Source organism: Pseudomonas sp. AC255 (genome assembly GCF_979258175.1).
On record NZ_OZ409841.1, the window covers coordinates 2,597,848 to 2,617,689 of the forward strand.

Sequence of the window (19,842 nt, forward strand, 5' to 3'; positions counted from 1 at the left end):
GTGCAGCCTTTTGATTTATCTCGATTTTGGATAAACAGCCAAAACCTGTGGGAGCGAGCCTGCTCGCGAAGGCGGCGGCACGTTCGACATCGTCATTGCCTGACACTGCGCTTTCGCGAGCAGGCTCGCTCCCACACTGATACGGGGTAAATCCACCATCTTCATCGCAACCAAATTCCCTGTGGGAGCGAGCCTGCTCGCGAAGGCGGCGGCACAGTCAACATCGTCATTGCCTCAGACTGCGCTTTCGCGAGCAGGCTCGTTCCCACACTCATACGGGGTAAATCCACCATCTTCATCGCAACCAAATTCCCTGTGGGAGCGAGCCTGCTCGCGAAGGCGGCGGCACAGTCAACATCGTCATTGCCTCAGACTGCGCTTTCGCGAGCAGGCTCGTTCCCACAAAGGTCAGTGGAAATCCCGGCTCTGCACGTGAATGCCGTTGAGCAGCGGGCTAAGGTCGCTCATGCGCCCGGCGATAAGGTGGCTCACATCGCCTTCGCGCTCCCAGCGGCCGTCGACCTTGAGCAATTGCGAACCCACCAGCACTTGGCGCTGACGCTCGGCCAGGTCACGCCAGACCACTACGTTGACGTTGCCGAACTCGTCTTCCAGGGTCACGAACGTTACCCCACTGGCCGTACCTGGGCGCTGTCGGCCGGTGACCAGACCGGCCACGCTGACCGGCCGGCCATGTTCAATATCCATCAATTCCCGCGAGCTGCGGCAGCGCCGGGCCTGCAACTCGCCACGCAGCAATGCCAACGGGTGCGGCCCCAGCGTCGTCCCCACCGTGGCGTAATCAGCATGCAGGTCTTCGCCAACGCTGGGTTTGGGCAGGACGATTTTGACTTCTTCTTCGTTGGGCAGGCCGGCGAACAGGCCGAGCTGTTTCTGCACCCCGGCCACTTCCCAACGCGCACGATGACGGTGCCCGGCCAGACCGCGCAAAGCGCCGGAGTCTGCCAGCAAGGCCTGCGCACGACTGTCGAGGGCGGCGCGCTCACCCAGGTCAGCGACATCGGCAAACGCCCCGTGTCGGCGCGCGGCTTCGATGCGCCGTGCGTCCTCTTCGCGAAAACCCTTGATCATGCGCAGGCCCATGCGAATCGCCGGTTGCCCGGCACTCAACGGTTCGAGGCTGCAATCCCAGTCGCTGGCGCGCACGTCCACCGGACGGATCTGCAATTGGTGCCGCCGCGCGTCCTGCAGAATCTGGTCCGGGCTGTAAAAGCCCATCGGCCAACTGTTGATCAATGCACAGGCGAACGCCGCCGGCTCGTGGCATTTCAGCCAGCAACTGGCGTAGGTCAGCAAGGCGAAACTGGCGGCGTGGGATTCGGGGAAGCCATAACTGCCGAAGCCTTTGATCTGCTCGAAGATCTGCGCGGCGAATTCCGGTGTGTAGCCGTTCTTTTTCATCCCGGCGGCGAGACGCTCCTTATGCGGCTCCAGTCCGCCATGGCGCTTCCACGCGGCCATGGAACGACGCAGTTGATCGGCCTCGCCGGGGCTGTAGTCGGCAGCGACGATGGCGATCTGCATGACCTGCTCCTGAAACAGCGGCACGCCCAGGGTTCTTTTGAGTACGACCTCGAGCGCTGGCGACGGATAGGTTTCCGCCTCTTCCTTGTTACGTCGGCGCAGATAGGGATGAACCATGCCGCCCTGAATCGGCCCCGGGCGGACGATCGCCACTTCAATCACCAGATCGTAGAACGTCTGCGGTTTCAGGCGCGGCAGCATCGACATCTGCGCCCGCGACTCGATCTGAAACACACCGACGGTATCGGCGCGGCTGATCATTGCGTAGGTCGGTTTGTCTTCGGCGGGGATCGTCGCGAGCGTCAGGTTCAGATCACGATGCCGGCGCAGCAGATCGAAGCAGCGGCGAATCGCACTGAGCATACCCAAGGCGAGAATATCCACCTTGAGCAGGCCGACCGCATCGAGGTCGTCCTTGTCCCATTGGATGATGGTGCGGTCGGCCATTGCCGCGTTTTCTACCGGCACCAAGGTGTCCAGCGGTTGCTCGGAAATCACGAAACCGCCGGGATGCTGCGACAGGTGCCGGGGGAAGCCGATCAGTTGCCCGGTCAGGCTCAGCACCCGGCGCAGCACCGGACTGTCCGGGTCGAAGCCGCCTTCACGCAAACGTTCCAGCGGCGGCGTTTCATCGCTCCAGCGCCCGCAGCAATCGGCCAGCGCGTTGATCTGATCCGGTGGCAGGCCGAGGGCCTTGGCCACATCACGCACGGCACCGGTGGCGTGATAGGTGCTGACCACCGCAGTCAGCGCCGCACGCCGCCGGCCATAACGGTTGAACACGTATTGCAGGACTTCCTCGCGGCGCTCGTGCTCGAAATCGACATCGATGTCCGGCGGCTCGTTGCGCTCTTTGGACATGAAGCGTTCGAACAGCAGCGTAGTACGATCCGGATCGATCTCGGTGATGCCCAGGGCAAAACACACCGCCGAGTTGGCGGCCGAACCACGGCCCTGACAGAGGATGTTCTGCGTGCGGGCAAAGCGCACCACGTCGTGCACGGTGAGGAAGTAGCTTTCGTAGCCGAGTTCAGCGATCAATTGCAGCTCGTCATCGATCTGCTTGAGCACCTTGGCCTGAGGCCCTTTAGGCCAGCGCCAGGCAATGCCCTCCTCGGTCAAATGACGCAACCAGGAACTGGCATTGTGGCCCTCGGGCACCAGCTCTTTCGGATATTGATAGCGCAGCTCGCTCAGATCGAAGGTGCAGCGTCTGGCCAGTTTTAGCGACGCTTCAAGCAAGTCCGGCGGATACAGTGCGCGCAGCTCATCGAGGCAACGCAAATGCCGCTCGCCATTGGGATGCAGGCGCAGACCCGCTTCGGCCACGGGGACGTGATGACGGATCGCGGTCATGGTGTCCTGCAAGGCACGGCGCCCCCGGGCATGCATGTGCACATCGCCGCTGGCCACGGCTGGAGTCTGCAGCTCAGCCGCCAGAGCCAACAATGCCGCGAGCCGCTGCTGATCGTTCTGCCCGCGATGCAGTTGCACCGTGAGCCACAGGCGGTCGCCGAAGGTTTGTTTCAGCCAGCGCCCTTCTTCGCGGTCATCCACTGAATCCGGCACCCACAACACCAGCAAACCCGGCAGTGCTTCGTCGAAGTCTTCGCGCAGCAGCTGATACTGGCCTTTCTGCGTACGCCGCCGGGCCTGGGTGATCAAGCCGCACAGGGCCTGATAACCAGCAAGGTTTTCCACCAGCAGTACCAGTTTCGGGCCGTTTTCGATGCGCACCTCGCTGCCGATGATCAGCGGCAACTCCACGGACTTCGCCGCTTGCCATGCACGAACGATCCCGGCGAGGGTGCACTCGTCGGTGATCGCCAGTGCCTGATAGCCGTGCTTTTTCGCCCGCTGAAACAGCTCCAGCGCGCTGGAGGCACCGCGCTGGAAACTGAAATTCGACAGGCAATGCAGTTCGGCGTAATCGGCACTCATGCGAACCAGCCTTGCAGCCACAGCGGGCCGCCCTCACCCACAGCGCGCCAGGCCCAGCCCTGCTGACCGGCGCGGTTCTGGATCAGGTAGTAATCACGCCGCACGTCGCCACCGTCCCACCAACCGGATTCGATGCGCTCCGGCCCCATGAGAATCCGCGCCGAACCTTCCGGCACGCTCTGCGGTTCGTTGAGCAGCCAGCCCGGGCGCTGGACGCTGGGCAAACCTGTGCAAGGCTGTTTGTCGACGCCATTCTGCCACGCGCACTCGGGACGATGATCGGCCTGAAAGCGCAAGCCCTGCACCGCGTCATCACCCAGCCGTGCGCGCAGACGTTCGCGCAATTGCTCCCAGGGCAAGGTCTGCTGCGGGCGGTCGTCGAACAGTTCCTGATACTGCGGAACGAAACTCGGCAGGTCTTCGGCGCGCAAGCGAAAACCACGCACCGGCGCCTCGACCTGGACTTGCTCCAGCCGGCCACGGGCCAGTTCAAACAGCATCGCCGCGTCACGCTCGGCACTGAGCAGGCCGACCTTGATCACCGTGTCCGGCAGCCCTGCGTGTTCCAGATGCAGGTCAAAACGCTGCACGCCACTGTCGCGCCCACAGAGGAACGCCGACAGGTCGCCGGTCAAGCGCCGTAACGGGAACAGCAAGGCTTGATGGGATTGCACGTCGAAATTCAGTTCGATGCGGATATCGAAACGGTCTGGCGGCAGATAGAACGCCAGCGCCAGCGGGCGTGCGCCGAACAGCGTGTCGAGGTGCTTGAGCATCTGCGCTTCGAAACGCCGGGCCAGTGCCTGGCGTGGCAGGCTTTGCACCTGACTGAGATTGCGCAGGCCCATGCGCGACAACGCCGTGGCGACATTCGGCTCCAGCCCCACACGATCAACCGGCAATTGCCCGAGATGATGCTGCAAGGCTTCGCTGTCCGGCACCACCAGGCCATCGTAGGCATTGGCCAGCACTCGTGCCGCCACCGGGTTCGGCGCGGCGACGATGCGATGGCGAAAGCCCAGATCTTTCAATTCCTGGCGCAGGCGAGCTTCAAATTGCGGCCAGGTACCGAACAGTCCGAGGCTGGATTCGATCTCGAACACCACGGTACGCGGGTAATGCACGCTGACCTGCGCGCTGAAGCGATAGGCCCACGCGGCGAGAAACTGCTGCCAGTGCTCGACCTCGGCCACCTCGTAATCGGCGGTGGCAAAGCCTTTGCTCATGGCTTGCGCGGCGGTCATCGACATGCCGGGGCGCAGGCCGAGTTTGCGCGCCGCCGGATTTACCGCTTGCAGCACTCGGCGTTGGGCCGGACCGCTGAGCAGCACCAACGGCTCTTCAGGGTCGGGCCGCTGACGCAGCACAGCGTCGAGGGCCAGTTGCGGAAAGAGAATACATACCCAGCGCATGACGATCAGTGCCCCACGGCAAAGGCAATCGGCGCCGCACGCGCCAGCCCGCCACGGCATTTGAGTACGCGGAGTTGCGCCGGTTTGGCATCGATGGCTATGCGCAACGCTGCCGGTGACGGGTTGACCGCCTCGCTCAACGGGCGCCAGGCAAAGGCCAGGGTCTGGCCGGTTTCCGCCGCTACCTGCAAACGCCGCAAGGCTCGGTCGTCGGCCTTGTTCGGCCAGCACAGCACCGCGCCGCAACTGCCCGAGCGCAGACACTGCTCCGCCGCCCACAAGGCATCGCGTTCGCTGGCCTGAATCACCGACAACTGGCGCAAATCGACCCCGGCATTGGCCCAGGCCTGCGGGTACGGCACGAACGGCGGCGCCACCAGCACGATGCGCTCACCGGCCGCGGACAATCGCGCCAGGGTTGGCCAGACCAGTTGCAGCTCGCCGACACCAGGGCCGGCGAGAAGGATTTCGCTCAGCGCCGCTTCCGGCCAGCCGCCGCTGGGCAGAGCTGCGTCCAGTCCCGCATGCCCGGTCGGCTGCGGACTCGCCGCCGGTGGCGCAGGCCTGCCGCGCCAGACCTGGCCGCCATTGAACAGCGCATCCAACGCAACGACGACGCCCATCAGCCTTGCCTCACCAGACCACAGAACACGCCTTCAATGGCCAGATCCTGATCATCACGCACGACAATCGGCTTGTACGCCGGGTTGCGCGGCAGCAGGCGCACTTCATCCCCGACCCGTTCGAAGCGTTTGATGGTGACTTCACCGTCCAGACGCGCAACGACGATCTGGCCGTTCAGCGCCTCGGGATTGCGCCGCACACCGACCAGATCGCCATCGAGAATGCCGTCTTCGATCATCGAGTCGCCCTGCACCCGCAGCATGTAATCCGGGGTGCGGGAGAACAGCGCCGGGTCGAGCAGCAAACGGTTATGGATATCGGCATCGGCGCCAATCGGCGCGCCGGCGGCCACACGACCGAGTACGGGGATCTCCAGCAGCTCCGGACGCGATGGCTGGCCGAGCAAACGAATGCCCCGGGCCTGATGCGGATTGACCTCGATGAAACCGGCTTCGGTGAGCGCCAGCACATGCTTGCGCGCCACGCTGCGCGAGGCAAAACCAAAAGCCTCGCTGATTTCAGCGAGGCTTGGGGGCTGACCGTGCTCAGCGATGCGATCGCGGATAAAGGTCAGAATGGCGGTACGGCGGGGAGTCAGATTGGTCATGGAGTACATTTGTACTCCTGTGGGAATTTCCTGACAAGAACCGCCAGTCGGCGCATGCCGACGCAGGGAGCTGCCGAAGGCTGCGATCTGATCGTTCCCACGCTCTGCGTGGGAATGCCTCAAGGGACGCTCCGCGTCCAGTGACGCGGAGCGTCACGGGCTGCATTCCCACGCGGAGCATGGGAACGATCATCGGATACGGTCAGGAAGCCAGTTGCGCCAGGTACTCCCACGGATAAATCCCGCGTTGATGCCCGTCGCTGAACACCAGTTGCACACCATAACCCTGCGGGTTGAGTTCGATCAGGCGCACGCGATCATCAACCAGCGGCGTGACACCGCGCAGGCGAAATGCGCGGCATTGCGAGCAAGGGCATTGCCGGCGCAGATCGGCATGCTTGAGCAGCGATTCGCGCCCGTCCGGCCAGCTCAGGTGTAACGTGCGCTCACTCTGCGAGTTGCCCACCGACAGCGGATTCATTGCAGCTGACTCAACGCGATGCGCACGGCTTTGCGCACTTCCGGGTCGCCGTCGTCCTGCGCTGCCTGCAACGCGGCCACGGCGCCGCGATCCTTCAATTCACCGAGGGCCAGCGCGGCTTCCTTGCGCAGATTGCTGATGCGGTGGCCAAGGGTGTCGACCAGCGCGTCCAGCGCCGGGACGAAACGCAGACGACCGAGGCTGCGAGCGGCGCGCAGGCGCACTTGCCAGTAATCATCGCTCAGCGCTTCGACCAAGGCCGGGCCGGCGTCGCTGTGGCCAACCTTGCCCAGCGTGGTCGCAGCTTCTTCGCGCACTTGCCAGGCGGGGTCGTGCAAGGCCTGGCTCAGCGCCGGCAACACTTCGGCGCCACTGGCCAGACCCAGCGCACCCGTCGCGGCGCGACGCACTTCGGTGTCCGGGTCGTCGCTGGCCAATCGCGCCAGGGCTGGCAGCGCGTCGAGCTGTTTGAGCCAGCCGAGCACGCCAACCGCTTCGCGCCGAACATGAGCATCGGCATCCTCCAATGCCGCGACGGCAGCCGGCGCGGCCTCGGCAAAGCGCAATTCTCGCAACGCCCGAAATGCGGCGATGCGCACACTGACATCGGCATGTTCGGTCCACGGCAGAATCACGCGCCCCGCCGCTGCAGTCTTGAGCAGGCTCAGGCTTTGCGCCGCTGCCGATTGCACAGCGGGCGACGGATCCGTCAGCGCTTCGCACAAGGCTTGCACGACCGCATCGTCCTCCCACGCTTCAAGCAATCGCGCAGCTTCAGCGCGAACATCCTCGGCAGGATCCTGACGAAGTCGATCAACCAGCCAGAGCAAGCCATCCGGTTCTTCGAGATCGGCCAGATCGATCAGGGCAATGCGCCGCACGCCGGCGTCTTCAGCCGTCAGGCGCGGATGCAGGGCGAGGATGTCTTCGTTGTCGGTCACAGCAAAAATAGAGGTCATAAGGCAAATCGCGGCAAAGGGTTTTCAGGAGGCAGGCCGAGCGGATTGAGGCGCGGCAGCGGTCGGTCGTTGTCGTGGCGCAGCAGGTCGAGGCAGTGGCGCTTGAGGCGAGCGAATTCCGGGCTGGTGACCAGTTCGCTGGTGCGCGGACGCGCAAAGTCCAGAGGCAAGTCTTCGATGATTCGCCCCGGTCGCGCGCTCATTACCAGCAAGCGGTCGGCGAGAAACAACGCCTCGTCGATGTCGTGAGTGACGAAAACCACCGTGGTGCGGATGCGCGTCCAGATGTCCAGCAGCAGTTCCTGCATGTTCAGACGGGACAGCGCATCCAGCGCGCCGAACGGTTCGTCCATCAGCAACAGTCGCGGGCGATTGACCAGCACCCGGGCGATTTCTACCCGTTGCTGCATGCCCCCGGATAGCTGATCGGGCCAGCGCTCGGCGAAGCCTTCGAGGCCGACCAGTTTGAGGATGTCGTCAGCGGCTCGATGCCGCTCAGCCTTGCCGACCCCGCGCATTTTCAAGCCGAAGGCGACGTTGTCGCGCACCGTGCGCCACGGGAACAGCGTGTGATGCTGGAACACCATGCCGCGCTGCGGCGACGGGCCGGTCACCGCGCTGCCGTCGACTTTCAAGCTGCCGGTACTGGCATTCAAGTGTCCGGCCAGGGCGCCGAGCAAGGTCGACTTGCCGCAACCGGAGGGGCCGAGAATGCACACGAACTGGCCGGGTTCAATCTGGCAATCGAGGCCCTGCACCGCTTCGAAGGCTTCGCGGCCCTGGCCGAGGACGATGGACAATTGGCGGATGTCGATCCGCCCTTCCGGGGTTTGCATCACGCTCATCAGGCTTTGCCTCGCGGTCGATGCCAAGGCGTGAACAAGCCGCCCAGGCGTTTGATCAGCCAACTGCTGCCCATGCCCAACACGCCGATCAGGAGCATGCCGACGACAATGTCGGCGTAGTTCTGAATGGTGTAGGACTCCCAGGTGTAGTAACCGATGCCGAACTGCCCGGAGATCATTTCCGCCGTCACCAGACAGAACCACGACGTGCCCATGCCGATCGCCAGGCCAGTGATGATGCTCGGCGCAGCGCCCGGCAGGATTACTTCCAGCAGAATCGCCCGACGCCCTGCCCCGAGGCTTTTTGCCGAGGCGATCAGGCGTGGATCAACGCCTTCGACGCCGTGCACGGTGTTGAGCAGGATCGGGAACAGCGCGCCAGTGAAGGTGATGAAAACCATCGACAACTCCGAGGACGGAAACATCAGGATCGCCAGCGGAATCCACGCCACGGCGGGGATCGGGCGCAGGACTTCCAGCGGTGGCAGCAAAATGTCTTCAGCCCATTTCGACCGGCCGATGGCCAGGCCCAGGGCGATGCCGATGATCAGCGCCGCCAGATAGCCGGCGAAGACGCGGCCGAGGCTGCTGCTCAAGTGCTGCCAGAGTTTGCCCGAGTCGCCCAGGCCCAGTGCGGCTTCGATCACCGCCAGTGGCGTCGGCACGTTGGCAAAGGTGACCAGGCCGAGGTTCCAGTGATGGCTGGCGGCTAGTTGCCAGAAGAGCAGGCAGAGCAGCAGTGAGGCGGCTCTTGATGTCCAGCGCAACGGTGTTTTCATAGTCCGGTTTCCAGTTCGGGTTCTGTGTGATGGCTGAGATTTACCCCCTCACCCCAGCCCTCTCCCCCAGGGGGGCGAGGGGGAAAGGGAGCCGATTTGCGTGCTTTTCACGACCTGAGTTCGACTCGGTACTTCACGTCGGCGTATCTCTCACCAACAACTCGGTCAGTCCCCTCTCCCTCCGGGAGTGTATGTACCGGGGACATGGTGGACACATGTTCGGAGACATGGTGGACGGTTTTAGATCTTCTTACCTGCCGTCACGATCTGCAAGTTCAAGTCGATTCGAGCGACACGATGTCTACTCCAGTAGACATCGTGGATGCCGTCCTCCGTCGTCTCCCTGATCGCTATGCACCTGCCATAAAAAGCCTTTCCGATCTTGTATTCCCGATTCCTCCAGAAGATTTCGCCTCCCACCTGTACCTTCCTGACCACATCTGCGTCGTTGTACTCCGGCTCCGCCGGTTGCTCCTGATATTCCCGTGGGCTGCCACTGTAACGAGTCGCCGGCACCGCCATGCCCAGCGCCTGATGAGGGCGTTTCTGGTTGTAGATGTCGCGCCAGGTATCAAACGCCCGTTGTGCGTCGTCGAGATCGGTGAAAAACCGGCCTTGCAGGACTTCATTTTTCAGGCTGCGGTGGAAGCGCTCCAGTTTTCCCTGAGTCTGCGGGTGATAAGGCCGGGAGTGGCCGACCTTGATGCCCTGGCTCATCAGCCAGACTTCCAGCGCGGTGTAAACGCCTGTCTGATCGCCCCATGGCGAGCCGTTGTCCATCGTCATGCGCAACGGCAGGCCGTAGCGTCGAAACGACCGGATTAGATGGTCCTGTACCGTTTGGCGCTGTTCATTGGCACATGCGGCAATGCACAGCGAAAAGCGTGAGTGATCATCCAGGGCTGTGAATGGATGACAACGTCCGTGGCTCAGACTGAAATGTCCCTTGAAGTCGATCTGCCATAGATCGTTAGGCGCTTCGTGCTCAAAGCGGATAAATGGTTTGATCTCGGCAGCCTTTGGATCAACACGCGAATGACGCTGCAAAACCGCATGCACCGTGCTGACGGAGGGCATCACAGCGCCTTCATCTTCCAGCACGCGCTTGAGCTTGCGGGCGCCCCAAGCCTCGTATTGCTGACTCATGGTCAAAATTTGCTGCTCAACCTCATCAGCACAACGTTTGGGTGATGTTTTTGGTCGCCGGGACTGATCGTGCAAACCCTCTGCACCCGAGGTTTCAAACCTGTTGAGCCATTTGTAGGCAGTACTTGGGCTGATATTGAATCGACGGCAAAGCTGCCGAATATTCACCCCTTCTTGCCGAGCCAAATGCACAAACTCTGTACGAAGTTGCATGGTGGATGCCTCTTGCCAGGACACAGGTCATTTCCTTGATGATGAGCAATGTGCCTATTAAAAAGTGTCCACCATGTCTCCGAACACCTGTCCACCATGTGTCCGGTACATACAGGGAGAGGGTTAGGGTGAGGGGCTTTTGATCTTCAGCGCCCAGCAACAACCTGCGCAGTGGCATCGCTAAAGTCGAACACCTTGCCACCCTGCGCCGCAGCGTATTGCTGGGCCTGGCCCTTGAGCAGAAATGCGCTGAGGCGACCCTTGGCGTCGCTGGCAAACCACGCTTGTTCGGCGAACAACTTGATCCCGCTGTCACTGGCCTGCGCATACACCGCACGAATGTTCTTGCCCTCCTGCTTCAACCCCGCCAGCGCGGTGAACGCCGTTTCAGCCGAGCCATAACGACGGACTTTTTCCTCGCCACGCACCCAGATTTCCGCGACATGGCTGACGTCGGTGATGGCTCTGCCCGTCGCCGCATCCACGCCCGGCAATGGCGTCTGCGCGTAGTTGGCCAGTTGCGCGGTGTAATCGAGGTTCGCAGCCTTGAAGGCGGCGCGGATGTACTGGTCGTCGATGAAGCTGTTCAGGTCGAGCCCGCGATCGGCTTTCTTCAGCAGCTTCAAGGTATCGATGGCGGTACCGACAGCCTGGCGGTATTCAGGTTTCCAGCTCAGGTCGCGGGTCTGTACGCCGAGCGGGCCGTGAAACAGGTAGTTGACCTCGGCATCGACGCCGGTGACTTTGGCGATCAGTTCGCTGTACTTCTCGGGTTCGGCGGCAAGCAGTTGGTTGGCTTCGATGCTCGCGCGCAAATAGGCGACGACGATTTCCGGGTACTTCCTGGCGTAGGCCTGATCCACCAGTGCGCCATGGAAAGTCGGCGCGTTGGCCTGGGCGCCGTCGTAGATCTTGCGGGCGAAACCACGGCTCGGGAACAGCTCGGCGAAGGGCACGAAATCGGCGTGGGCGTCGATCTTCCCGGCCTGCAATGCCGAGCCGGCGACTTCCGGTGGCTGGGCGATGATGTTGACATCCTTAAGCGGGTCCCAGCCCTGCTCTGCCACGGCGCGAAGCAACATGCCGTGAGCCGTCGAGGCGAACGGCACCGAAATGGTCTTGCCCTTGAGTTCGCTGAGGCTCTGCACCGAAGAAGCGCTGGGCACGACGATGCCATTGCCGCTGCCCTTGATACTGCCCGACAGCACGCTGATGAACAGGCTGTGCTTGCCCGCCGTTTCGAACGCCACACCATTGAACGCACCGGGGAAATCGGCCATGGCGCCAAAGTCGAGTTTGCCGGCGACCATCTCGTTGGTCAGCGGCGCGCCACTGGTGAAATTCTTCCACTGCACGTCGTACTTCGCGTCTTTGTAGGCGCCATCGTGGGGCAGGTATTTTTCCAGCAGACCGAGTTCACGGATCAACAGGCCACCGGCGGCGCAGTTGATGGTGGTGTCCTGAGTGCCGATGGCGATGCGGATGGTTTCGGCCGAGGCCGACAAGGTGAATGAAGCCAGTACCAGACCGGCAAGTGCTGCACGCAACATGAGTGTTTCCCCTCGAATCATCTTTTTGAAGTTCGTCTCCGCCGCGATCGGGGCGCGGTGGGAAACGAGGGGTGTTTTGCATTCAGCGTCCGGGGTTCACCGGATGGCTATTGGATAATCACAATTGCAATGTGGGAGCGAGCCTGCTCGCGAAGGCGGCGGGTCAGTCACCATCATTGTTGAACGAACGATTGCTTTCGCGAGCAGGCTCGCTCCCACAATGGATTTGGGGTCAACGCAACAAATAGGGGATGTCGACCTTCACCGCCCCAGTCGGGCAATCCTTCTCGCACGGCATGCAGTACCAGCATTCATCGAACGCCATGTAGGCCTTTTGCGTGGCCGGGTTGATCGCCAGCAGGTCCATCGGGCAGACGTCGACGCACACGGTGCAGCCCTTTTCGGCGATGCATTTGTCCTCGTCCACGGTGACCGGGGCGTTGGAGCGGAAGAAGATTTCCTGAGCTTGATAAGCCATGGTTCGGACTCTCTTTCTAGTGATGCATCAAGCGGCGAAGGCGCCGACCCGCAGGCGGTCATAGGCCTGCATTTCCTCGGCATCGAGCGGAATGATGTAAGGCTCGACGGCTTTCTTGAAACTGGTCATCTGGCCGTCCTCGCCCTTCTTCAGATGGCAATGGCAGAACCACTCGGCGTCGTTGCGTTGCGGGTGATCGACGCGATAGTGGTACAAGCCCCAGCGGCTTTCGGCGCGGAACAACGACGCGCGGGCGGCCATTTCGGCGCAGTCGCGGATCACGCTGGTTTCCATGGCGCGCATCAATTCGTGAGCATTGCTGGCCTTCATCTGCTCAAGATCGTGCTCGATGTCGCTGAAACGCTGCAGGCCGATCTGCATCTTCTTGGTCACTTTCGGCGGTTGCAGGTAGTCGTTGACGAAGCGGCGCAGCTTGTATTCCACCTGCGCCGGTGGCAGGCCGTGTTCGCGGTCGAGCGGCGCGTAGACCCGGGCTTTCTCCTTGGCGATCTGCTCGCTGTCCAGTGCGGAAAACTCGCGACCGGCGACAAACTCCGCCGCGTTGTGCCCGGCGAACCAGCCATAAGTGAACGCGCCAAGCATGTAGTTGTGCGGCACTGCAGCCATGTCGCCCGCCGAGTACAAGCCTTTGACTGAAGTCTCGGCACGCTCATTGACCCACACGCCGGACGCCGAGTGGCCGCTGCAAAAGCCGATTTCCGAAATGTGCATTTCAACCATCTGCGTGCGGTAGTCGGTGCCACGGTTGGCGTGGAACTGGCCACGGCTCGGGCGCTCGTTGCTGTGCAGGATTTCCTCGATGTTCTGGATGGTTTCCTCGGCCAGGTGATCGAGTTTGAGGAACACCGGACCGTTGCCGCTCTCCAGTTCCTGGTGAAATTCCCACATCATCTGTCCGCTCCAGTAGTCGCACTCGATGAAGCGTTCGCCCTTGTTGTTTGCGGTGTAGCCCCCCAGCGGGCCGGTGACGTAGGCGCAAGCCGGGCCGTTGTAATCCTTGATCAAAGGGTTGATCTGGAAGCACTCGAGATTGGCCAGTTCGGCGCCGGCGTGATAGGCCATCGCGTAGCCGTCGCCCGCATTGGTCGGGTTTTCGTAGGTGCCCATCAGGTAGCCCGACGACGGCAGGCCGAGGCGCCCGGCCGCGCCGCAGGCGAGAATCACTGCTTTGGCCTTGATCACATGGAAGTCGGCGGTGCGGCAATCGAAGCCCATCACTCCGTTGACCGCGCCCTCCTCGTCGGTCAGCAAACGCGTGCAGACCAGGCGATTGGTGATGCTCACCCGCGCACGTTTCAACTGCCGATACAGGACTTTCTTGATGTCGTGCCCTTCCGGCATCGGCAGCACATAGGCGCCCATGTGGTGGACCTTTTTTACCGCGTAGTCACCGGTCTCGTCTTTCTCGAACTTCACGCCCCAGCGGTCGAGTTGTTCGATGGTTTCAAAACTGTGCGTCGCATAGGCGTAGACCGCCGCCTGATTGACGATGCCGTCGTTGGCGATGGTGATTTCCTTGGTGTACTGCTCTGGCGTCGAGTGGCCGGGGATGATCGCGTTGTTCAGGCCGTCCATGCCCATGCTGATCGCGCCGCTGCGCTTGACGTTGGCCTTGTCGACCAGCAAAACGCGCAAATCGCGGTTCTTCTCTTTGGCCTTGATCGCCGCCATCGGCCCGGCCGTACCGCCGCCAATCACGACGATGTCGTATTCCTGTTCTAGAACGTTGCGGGTCATGCCTGCTCCCCTTTTTGCCGGTCGATCCGCAGGCGGTACTGGAACGCATCGCCACGGTAATAAAGGTGTTCGAAGTCCAGCGGCTGGCCGTGGGCATCGTGGGTCAGGCGCTCGATGCGCATGATCGGCGAGCCCGCTTCGACGCTGAGTGCCTGGGTCAGGTCGCTGTCGGCCAGCACCGCATCGATGGCCAGATCGGCGTGGCCGAGGGCGATGCCGCAGTCGTTTTCCAGAATCAGAAAGATGTCGCGAGTGACCAGATCAGCCTTCTCCAGCCGTTCGCCGACGGCTTTGGGCAGGTAGGTAATTTCCAGCGAGATCGGCTCGCGGTTGATCAGGCGCACGCGTTTGATCTGCGCGACGATTTCACCCTCGGCGAGCTGCAGACGCTCGGCCACACGCTTGTCGGCCGGAATGAATTTGAAACTGCGCAGGCGGTTGATCACTTCATAACCGCGCCCGGTCATCGACTCGGCGAGGCCTTGCAGGCTGCTGACGTTCTGAAAGGTTTTCGGCTTGGCGACAAAGGTGCCCTTGCCGTGGATTTTGAAGATCAACCCTTCCTTTTGCAGATCACCCAGCGCCTGGCGCACGGTGATACGGCTGACTTTGAACAGCGCACCCAGCTCGCTTTCGGAAGGCATTTGACTGTCTTGCGGGTATTCACCGTCGAGAATCCGCGCACGCAGGACGTCGCGCAGTTGGGTGTGCAGCGGAACGCTACTGAGGGAGAGAACGTTATCGGTCATCGTGGAATCACTTGTCATAACGAGTTATGACGTGATGTTAGAGACGTGATGACGAGGTTGAGAAATACTGTTTGGGCATAACCTTAGATGCGTGTTGCGCCGGGACACCTGTGGGAGCGAGCCTGCTCGCGAAGGCGGTGTGTCAGTCACCAAAATACTGACTGACAGGATGCTTTCGCGAGCAGGCTCGCTCCCACAGGGGATCGTGAGCTATTCAGCGTTTGAGGATCTCGTCCATGACCCAGTCGGTCTTGACGGCTTGCTCGGCCACGGCGGGATGCTGTGAATCACCACGAATATGCGCATTCATCCCCAGCACGTGATGCCACTGGATATGCTCATGGTGGGCGATTTCCAGGCTGATCTGCTCATCGGCAAACAGCTGCACCGGATGCTCGTCAAACACCGAAAAACCGATCCGCCCTTTGCTGCCGATAATCTCGACGCGATCCTCACGGCGATCCGCAACAAAGTTCCAGCAGCCCGTGCCCAACGCCCCGGAGGCGAATCGCCAAGTGGCGCTGACCGCATCTTCAGCCGCGTACAAACCTGCCTGACGCGCGGTGAAACCGGCGACTTCAACGATGTCGCCAAGCAGATACTGGAACAGGTCCAGGCCATGGCTGGCCAGGTCGGCAAAGTAGCCGCCGCCAGCCACCGCAGGGTCGGTGCGCCAATTATCCCGACCCTCAAGATCAGCCGGTGACGGCGCTTTGGTCAGTGTCCAGCTCAGATGGCGGACATCGCCGATGCGCCCCTCCTCCAGCCATTGCCGCACCTGGGCAAAGCGCGGTAGCGAGCGGCGGTAATACGAGACGAACAAGTGCAGACCGGCAGCGGCAAACGCTTGCTGCATCTCGCGGCTTTGCCCGGCGTTGAGCGCCATGGGCTTTTCCACGCAGCAATGCTTGCCGGCAGCGGCGACTTTCAGGCTGTAGGCGTGGTGGCTGTCGGGCGGCGTGGCGATGTACACCGCGTCGACTTCGGGATCGTTGATCAGCGCGTCGACGTCGGTATAAACGCGGCTGATGCTGTGGCGCGCGGCGTAGTCGGTCACCGCTTCGAGGCGTCGGCCCATCACCGCGACCAGTGCCGAACCGGGCGCCTTGTAAAAGGCCGGCCCGCTCTTGCGTTCAGCGACGCTACCGCAACCGATCATGCCCCAGCGCACCACGTTCATCTTCAGTCCTCAGCCGATGCGCAACGCGCGCAGATCAAGGCGTCCGTCCTTGAGCGGCGGGCACCAGTAGTAGCCGCCGGTGATTGGTCGGCTGATCTGATACAAGCCATCGGCAATACCGTCCTCCAGACCGCTCATACGGCGCAGCTGTGCTTCGAAGGCATCCAGCGAAAAGCCGAAGGCGAGGAACATCAAACCGGCACGATCGCCTTCGATCCACGGCATCGAGCGGCGCACGACGAACGCTTCCGGCGCAAAGCTTTCCTGCGCGGTGCGTTTAACGTGGGCGGAGATCGGCGCGTCGTCGATTTCTTCGTTATCGCTCAAGCGCCGCCCCATGATGTCGTCCTTGGCCCCGGCAGACAGGCGATGAAAACCCTTGAGGTCGTGCTGCCATTGCTGGATCGCGGCGAAGCTGCCACCGACCAGCCCGTCCGCGCCGGAGCTCAGCAGCGCGGCAGCCACAGCGGCGTCATCGTGGGGGTTTTCCGTGCCGTCTTCGTAACCGGTGAGGTCATGGCCCTCCATGTGGCGGAAGGCTTCCTGCATCTCGACCAGACGCAAGGCCGGGGCCAGCGCGGCTTCGATAGCGTTGCAGCGGTTGAGCAGCTCACCACGGTCGACACCGTGCAACCAGATCCACAGGGCATGCTGGGTCGACGGGTTATTCACGCCAACTCCGGTCAGCGCCGGGAAGCTGCGCAGGCCAGCGATTTCGACATTCAGCGCCTTGGCCAACGACTCACCAAAGCCAACCACCGCCGACTTGCCATCCACCAGCATCAGCAGGTTGTCGATCGCTTGCGGCAAGGCTTCAACCGACGCCAGGGCGAAAAACAGATGACGTGCTTGCGCAGGAACAGGGTAGCGAGAATGCCCGGCTGGTAGTAACTCATGTGAACTCCTTGAAAAAGTGCGCGGAGTTTACCTGTAGCCGGATCTTTTGTGTGGGTGGCGAGAGCGTCGTCGTTCAGCGTTCAACGCCTTCGATCAACGCCTTCAAAGCCAGCGCATCGGCGGTGGCGGCACCGCTGGCGGTGTTATCGAAGATGCACCAGATGTGTTTGCCCTCGGGAATGGCGCGCAGCAGGTTCCGGGCAAGCTGTTGCAGATAAGCCGCTTCATAAGCGCTGTGATAAATCCGAGGCGAGCCGTGCAGGCGCCAATACTGCAGGCCTTGCCAGCCAGCCGGCGCGGTGTCGCTGCTGATCCGCGATGGATCGACCACTGCCTGGGCAATCTGCAAATCCACCAGCATTGCCTCTGCCTCAGTCCACGATTCGTGTCGTGGCTCAAGCACCACACTGCCTTTGTACCGCTCGCGCAGGGCACGAAAAAACGCCTCGGCCACCGGAGCATCGAAAGCAAGTTTCGGTGGCAGTTGCACCAGCAGGCAACCGAGTCGATCTCCCAAGCCCTGGCACTGTCCGAGAAACTCATCGAGCGCGGCCGCGCTGTCCGCCAGCCGCTGTTCATGGGTGATGAGCTTCGGCACTTTCACGGCGAAGCGAAAGTCCGGCGCCACCGAATCGGCCCAGCGCTCGTAGGTCTGGCGCCGATGCGGGCGGTAGAACGAGCTGTTGATCTCCACACAGTTGAAGCGCGCGGCGTAGCGTTGCAGGTGCGTGCCCTCGGCGGGGAATGCCGGCCAGTGCTCGCGGCCGAGACTCCAGCCGGCGCAACCGATAAAGATCGCTGGCTCGTTCAAGCGCCCACCGTCATTTCTTCCCGGGCAACACGGCGCCGAGCACCTGCTTGGCAGTCTGCACAATCACCCCGGCTTCATCCGGATCACCCTTGAGCAGGGTCGTGGCGAATTTCTTCGCTTGCTCAAGCTTGATGTGCGGCGGCAGCGGCGGCACGTTCGGGTCGGTCTTGAACTCGATCAGCACGGGCACTTCCGAGGCGAGTGCCTGTTCCCACGCAGCGGCGACCTCTTCTTCACGATCAACGAAAATGCCCTTGAGGCCAATGGAGATCGCGAACAGGTGATACGGCACATCGGGAATGCTCTGCGACGCTTCGAACTTCGGATCGCCCTCCATCACCCGCTGCTCCCAGGTGACCTGGTTGAGATCCTCGTTGTTGAACACCGCGCAGATCCATTTCGGGCTCTGCCATTGGCGCCAGTATTTGGCGACAGTGATCAGCTCGGCCATGTTGTTCATCTGCATCGCGCCATCGCCGACCAGGGCAATGACCGGGCGTTCCGGGTAAGCAAATTTCGCCGCGATCGCATAGGGCACCGCCGCGCCCATCGAGGCCAGGCCACCGGACAACGAGCATTTCATGCCGCGACGGATTTTCAGGTCACGGGCGAACCAGTTGGCGCAGGAGCCGGAGTCGCTGGTGATAATTGCCTGCTCGGGCAAGCGCGGTGACAACTCGTAGACCACTCGTTGCGGGTTGACCGGATCGGCTTTGGCCATGGCGCGTTTTTCCAGGGTTTTCTCCCAGCTGCTGCGCCAGCCTTCGATCTTCTTGCGCCATTTGTTCGAGGTTTTCTGTTCCAGCAATGGCAGCAACGCGGCAAGAGTTTCCGCTGAATCACCGACCAGATTGACCTCCATCGGATAGCGGAGGCTGAGCATGTCCGGCTGCAGATCGATTTGAACCCCGCGCGCCTGGCCTTCCTTGGGCAGAAACTCGGAATACGGGAAGCCCGAACCGATCATCAGCAAGGTGTCACACTCGCTCATCAGCTTGTAGCTGGGCTCGGTACCGAGCAGGCCGATGCTGCCGGTGACCCACTGCAAATCGTCTGGCAACGCTGCTTTGCCCAACAGCGCCTTGGCGACGCCCGCGCCAAGCTTTTCCGCCACGGCGATGACCAGATCGGTCGCCTCCAGCGCACCGGCACCGACCAGAATCGCGACTTTCTCGCCGCTATTCAGTACCTCGGCGGCGCGTTGCAGATCGGCTGCATAAGGAACGACTTTCGGCTTGCTGAAGCCGACGCCGGAATGCGCGGTGCCATGGGCGCGCGCCGGTTGTTCGTAAGGCAGGTCCTGCAAGTCATTGGGCAGAATCAGCGCGGTGACGCGGCGCTCGCCGACCGCAGTGCGCACCGCACGATCAAGCAAATGGCGCACTTGCGAAGGCGCCGAAGCCTGCTGCACAAAAGCCCCGGCGACGTCTTTGAACATCGACACCAGATCCAGCTCCTGCTGGTAGTGACTGCCCAGCGCCGTACGCGCCTGCTGACCGACGATGGCCAGCACCGGCATATGGTCCATCCGGGCATCGTAGAGCCCGGTGATCAGGTGCGAAGCGCCGGGACCCGAGGTGGCGATGCACACGCCCAGCTCGCCGGTGAACTTGGCGTGGGCCGAGGCCATGAACGCAGCCATTTCCTCGTGCCGTGCCTGAACGAATTCGATCTTGCCTTTGGCCCGGCTCATGGCGCCGAACACGCCATTGATGCCATCCCCCGGATAACCAAAAATTCGTGTGACGCCCCATTCGCTGAGCCGCTCAACCAGAAAATCACCAACTGTCATCGTCATCTTGACCCTCGCCATTTACCGCTGCATGGACATGTAAGGGTCTGGACAGCCCGCTGCGCGATGAAGTTT

General features: G+C 62.0%; 16 protein-coding genes and 1 pseudogene. All 17 read right to left on the reverse strand.

Features of this window, described 5'->3' with window-relative positions; genetic code table 11:
- Positions 1-408 precede the first annotated feature (408 nt).
- The 17 genes and pseudogenes from ACZZ0K_RS11830 to ACZZ0K_RS11910 all read right to left on the reverse strand — a co-directional run bounded on the left by ACZZ0K_RS11830 (position 409) and on the right by ACZZ0K_RS11910 (position 19,773).
- Positions 409-3,486, reverse strand: a complete 3,078-nt coding sequence (locus ACZZ0K_RS11830) for an error-prone DNA polymerase (RefSeq protein WP_258708064.1) — start codon at positions 3,484-3,486, stop codon at positions 409-411.
- Complete coding sequence (locus ACZZ0K_RS11835; RefSeq protein ID WP_095179720.1) at positions 3,483-4,898, reverse strand: Y-family DNA polymerase; 1,416 nt, start codon at positions 4,896-4,898, stop codon at positions 3,483-3,485. The genes ACZZ0K_RS11830 and ACZZ0K_RS11835 overlap by 4 nt, the downstream gene beginning before the upstream one ends.
- Positions 4,899-4,903: 5 nt before the next feature.
- On the reverse strand, positions 4,904-5,521 hold the full coding sequence (imuA, locus tag ACZZ0K_RS11840; protein ID WP_258708063.1) for a translesion DNA synthesis-associated protein ImuA: 618 nt from the start codon (positions 5,519-5,521) through the stop codon (positions 4,904-4,906).
- The gene (lexA, locus tag ACZZ0K_RS11845; protein WP_041478675.1) at positions 5,521-6,138 is read right to left on the reverse strand and encodes a transcriptional repressor LexA; all 618 of its coding nucleotides are present in this window, start codon (positions 6,136-6,138) and stop codon (positions 5,521-5,523) included. Before lexA ends, imuA begins: the two co-directional genes overlap by 1 nt.
- Positions 6,139-6,331: 193 nt before the next feature.
- Complete coding sequence (locus ACZZ0K_RS11850) at positions 6,332-6,610, reverse strand: DUF971 domain-containing protein (RefSeq protein ID WP_095179719.1); 279 nt, start codon at positions 6,608-6,610, stop codon at positions 6,332-6,334.
- The gene (locus tag ACZZ0K_RS11855; RefSeq protein ID WP_258708062.1) at positions 6,607-7,569 is read right to left on the reverse strand and encodes a HEAT repeat domain-containing protein; all 963 of its coding nucleotides are present in this window, start codon (positions 7,567-7,569) and stop codon (positions 6,607-6,609) included. The genes ACZZ0K_RS11850 and ACZZ0K_RS11855 overlap by 4 nt, the downstream gene beginning before the upstream one ends.
- The gene (locus ACZZ0K_RS11860) at positions 7,566-8,414 is read right to left on the reverse strand and encodes an ABC transporter ATP-binding protein (protein ID WP_258708061.1); all 849 of its coding nucleotides are present in this window, start codon (positions 8,412-8,414) and stop codon (positions 7,566-7,568) included. The genes ACZZ0K_RS11855 and ACZZ0K_RS11860 overlap by 4 nt, the downstream gene beginning before the upstream one ends.
- Positions 8,414-9,193 carry an ABC transporter permease gene (locus ACZZ0K_RS11865; RefSeq protein ID WP_186569798.1) on the reverse strand — a complete coding sequence of 260 codons (780 nt, stop codon included), beginning with the start codon at positions 9,191-9,193 and terminating at the stop codon, positions 8,414-8,416. Before ACZZ0K_RS11865 ends, ACZZ0K_RS11860 begins: the two co-directional genes overlap by 1 nt.
- Before the next feature lie 240 nt (positions 9,194-9,433).
- A complete protein-coding gene (locus tag ACZZ0K_RS11870; protein ID WP_122740574.1) occupies positions 9,434-10,576 on the reverse strand; it encodes an IS481 family transposase in 1,143 nt (380 codons plus the stop codon).
- Positions 10,577-10,698: 122 nt separating this feature from the next.
- Positions 10,699-12,123 carry an ABC transporter substrate-binding protein gene (locus ACZZ0K_RS11875; RefSeq protein ID WP_258708060.1) on the reverse strand — a complete coding sequence of 475 codons (1,425 nt, stop codon included), beginning with the start codon at positions 12,121-12,123 and terminating at the stop codon, positions 10,699-10,701.
- A 211-nt stretch (positions 12,124-12,334) separates the two neighbouring features.
- Positions 12,335-12,580, reverse strand: a complete 246-nt coding sequence (locus tag ACZZ0K_RS11880; protein WP_003225615.1) for a 4Fe-4S dicluster domain-containing protein — start codon at positions 12,578-12,580, stop codon at positions 12,335-12,337.
- A 27-nt stretch (positions 12,581-12,607) separates the two neighbouring features.
- Positions 12,608-14,338 (reverse strand): fumarate reductase/succinate dehydrogenase flavoprotein subunit, encoded by a 1,731-nt coding sequence (locus ACZZ0K_RS11885; RefSeq protein WP_258708059.1) that lies wholly within the window; start codon positions 14,336-14,338, stop codon positions 12,608-12,610.
- Positions 14,335-15,087, reverse strand: a complete 753-nt coding sequence (locus tag ACZZ0K_RS11890) for a GntR family transcriptional regulator (protein WP_252885886.1) — start codon at positions 15,085-15,087, stop codon at positions 14,335-14,337. The genes ACZZ0K_RS11885 and ACZZ0K_RS11890 overlap by 4 nt, the downstream gene beginning before the upstream one ends.
- A 214-nt stretch (positions 15,088-15,301) precedes the next feature.
- A complete protein-coding gene (locus ACZZ0K_RS11895) occupies positions 15,302-16,267 on the reverse strand; it encodes a Gfo/Idh/MocA family protein (RefSeq protein ID WP_258708058.1) in 966 nt (321 codons plus the stop codon).
- A gap of 9 nt (positions 16,268-16,276) precedes the next feature.
- Positions 16,277-17,163, reverse strand: a pseudogene (locus tag ACZZ0K_RS11900) (Dyp-type peroxidase).
- A 74-nt stretch (positions 17,164-17,237) separates the two neighbouring features.
- Positions 17,238-17,975, reverse strand: a complete 738-nt coding sequence (locus ACZZ0K_RS11905) for a DUF72 domain-containing protein (protein WP_258708056.1) — start codon at positions 17,973-17,975, stop codon at positions 17,238-17,240.
- Positions 17,976-17,985: 10 nt separating this feature from the next.
- Positions 17,986-19,773, reverse strand: a complete 1,788-nt coding sequence (locus ACZZ0K_RS11910) for a thiamine pyrophosphate-requiring protein (RefSeq protein WP_258708055.1) — start codon at positions 19,771-19,773, stop codon at positions 17,986-17,988.
- Positions 19,774-19,842 lie beyond the last annotated feature (69 nt).

Bases quoted from the DNA above. Each gene is read 5' to 3' on its own strand.
- ACZZ0K_RS11830 (WP_258708064.1), bottom strand. From the start codon at position 3,486: ATGAGTGCCGATTACGCCGAACTGCATTGCCTGTCGAATTTCAGTTTC.
- ACZZ0K_RS11835 (WP_095179720.1), bottom strand. From the start codon at position 4,898: ATGCGCTGGGTATGTATTCTCTTTCCGCAACTGGCCCTCGACGCTGTG.
- imuA (WP_258708063.1), bottom strand. From the start codon at position 5,521: ATGGGCGTCGTCGTTGCGTTGGATGCGCTGTTCAATGGCGGCCAGGTC.
- lexA (WP_041478675.1), bottom strand. From the start codon at position 6,138: ATGTACTCCATGACCAATCTGACTCCCCGCCGTACCGCCATTCTGACC.
- ACZZ0K_RS11850 (WP_095179719.1), bottom strand. From the start codon at position 6,610: ATGAATCCGCTGTCGGTGGGCAACTCGCAGAGTGAGCGCACGTTACAC.
- ACZZ0K_RS11855 (WP_258708062.1), bottom strand. From the start codon at position 7,569: ATGACCTCTATTTTTGCTGTGACCGACAACGAAGACATCCTCGCCCTG.
- ACZZ0K_RS11860 (WP_258708061.1), bottom strand. From the start codon at position 8,414: ATGAGCGTGATGCAAACCCCGGAAGGGCGGATCGACATCCGCCAATTG.
- ACZZ0K_RS11865 (WP_186569798.1), bottom strand. From the start codon at position 9,193: ATGAAAACACCGTTGCGCTGGACATCAAGAGCCGCCTCACTGCTGCTC.
- ACZZ0K_RS11875 (WP_258708060.1), bottom strand. From the start codon at position 12,123: ATGATTCGAGGGGAAACACTCATGTTGCGTGCAGCACTTGCCGGTCTG.
- ACZZ0K_RS11880 (WP_003225615.1), bottom strand. From the start codon at position 12,580: ATGGCTTATCAAGCTCAGGAAATCTTCTTCCGCTCCAACGCCCCGGTC.
- ACZZ0K_RS11885 (WP_258708059.1), bottom strand. From the start codon at position 14,338: ATGACCCGCAACGTTCTAGAACAGGAATACGACATCGTCGTGATTGGC.
- ACZZ0K_RS11890 (WP_252885886.1), bottom strand. From the start codon at position 15,087: ATGACCGATAACGTTCTCTCCCTCAGTAGCGTTCCGCTGCACACCCAA.
- ACZZ0K_RS11895 (WP_258708058.1), bottom strand. From the start codon at position 16,267: ATGAACGTGGTGCGCTGGGGCATGATCGGTTGCGGTAGCGTCGCTGAA.
- ACZZ0K_RS11910 (WP_258708055.1), bottom strand. From the start codon at position 19,773: ATGACGATGACAGTTGGTGATTTTCTGGTTGAGCGGCTCAGCGAATGG.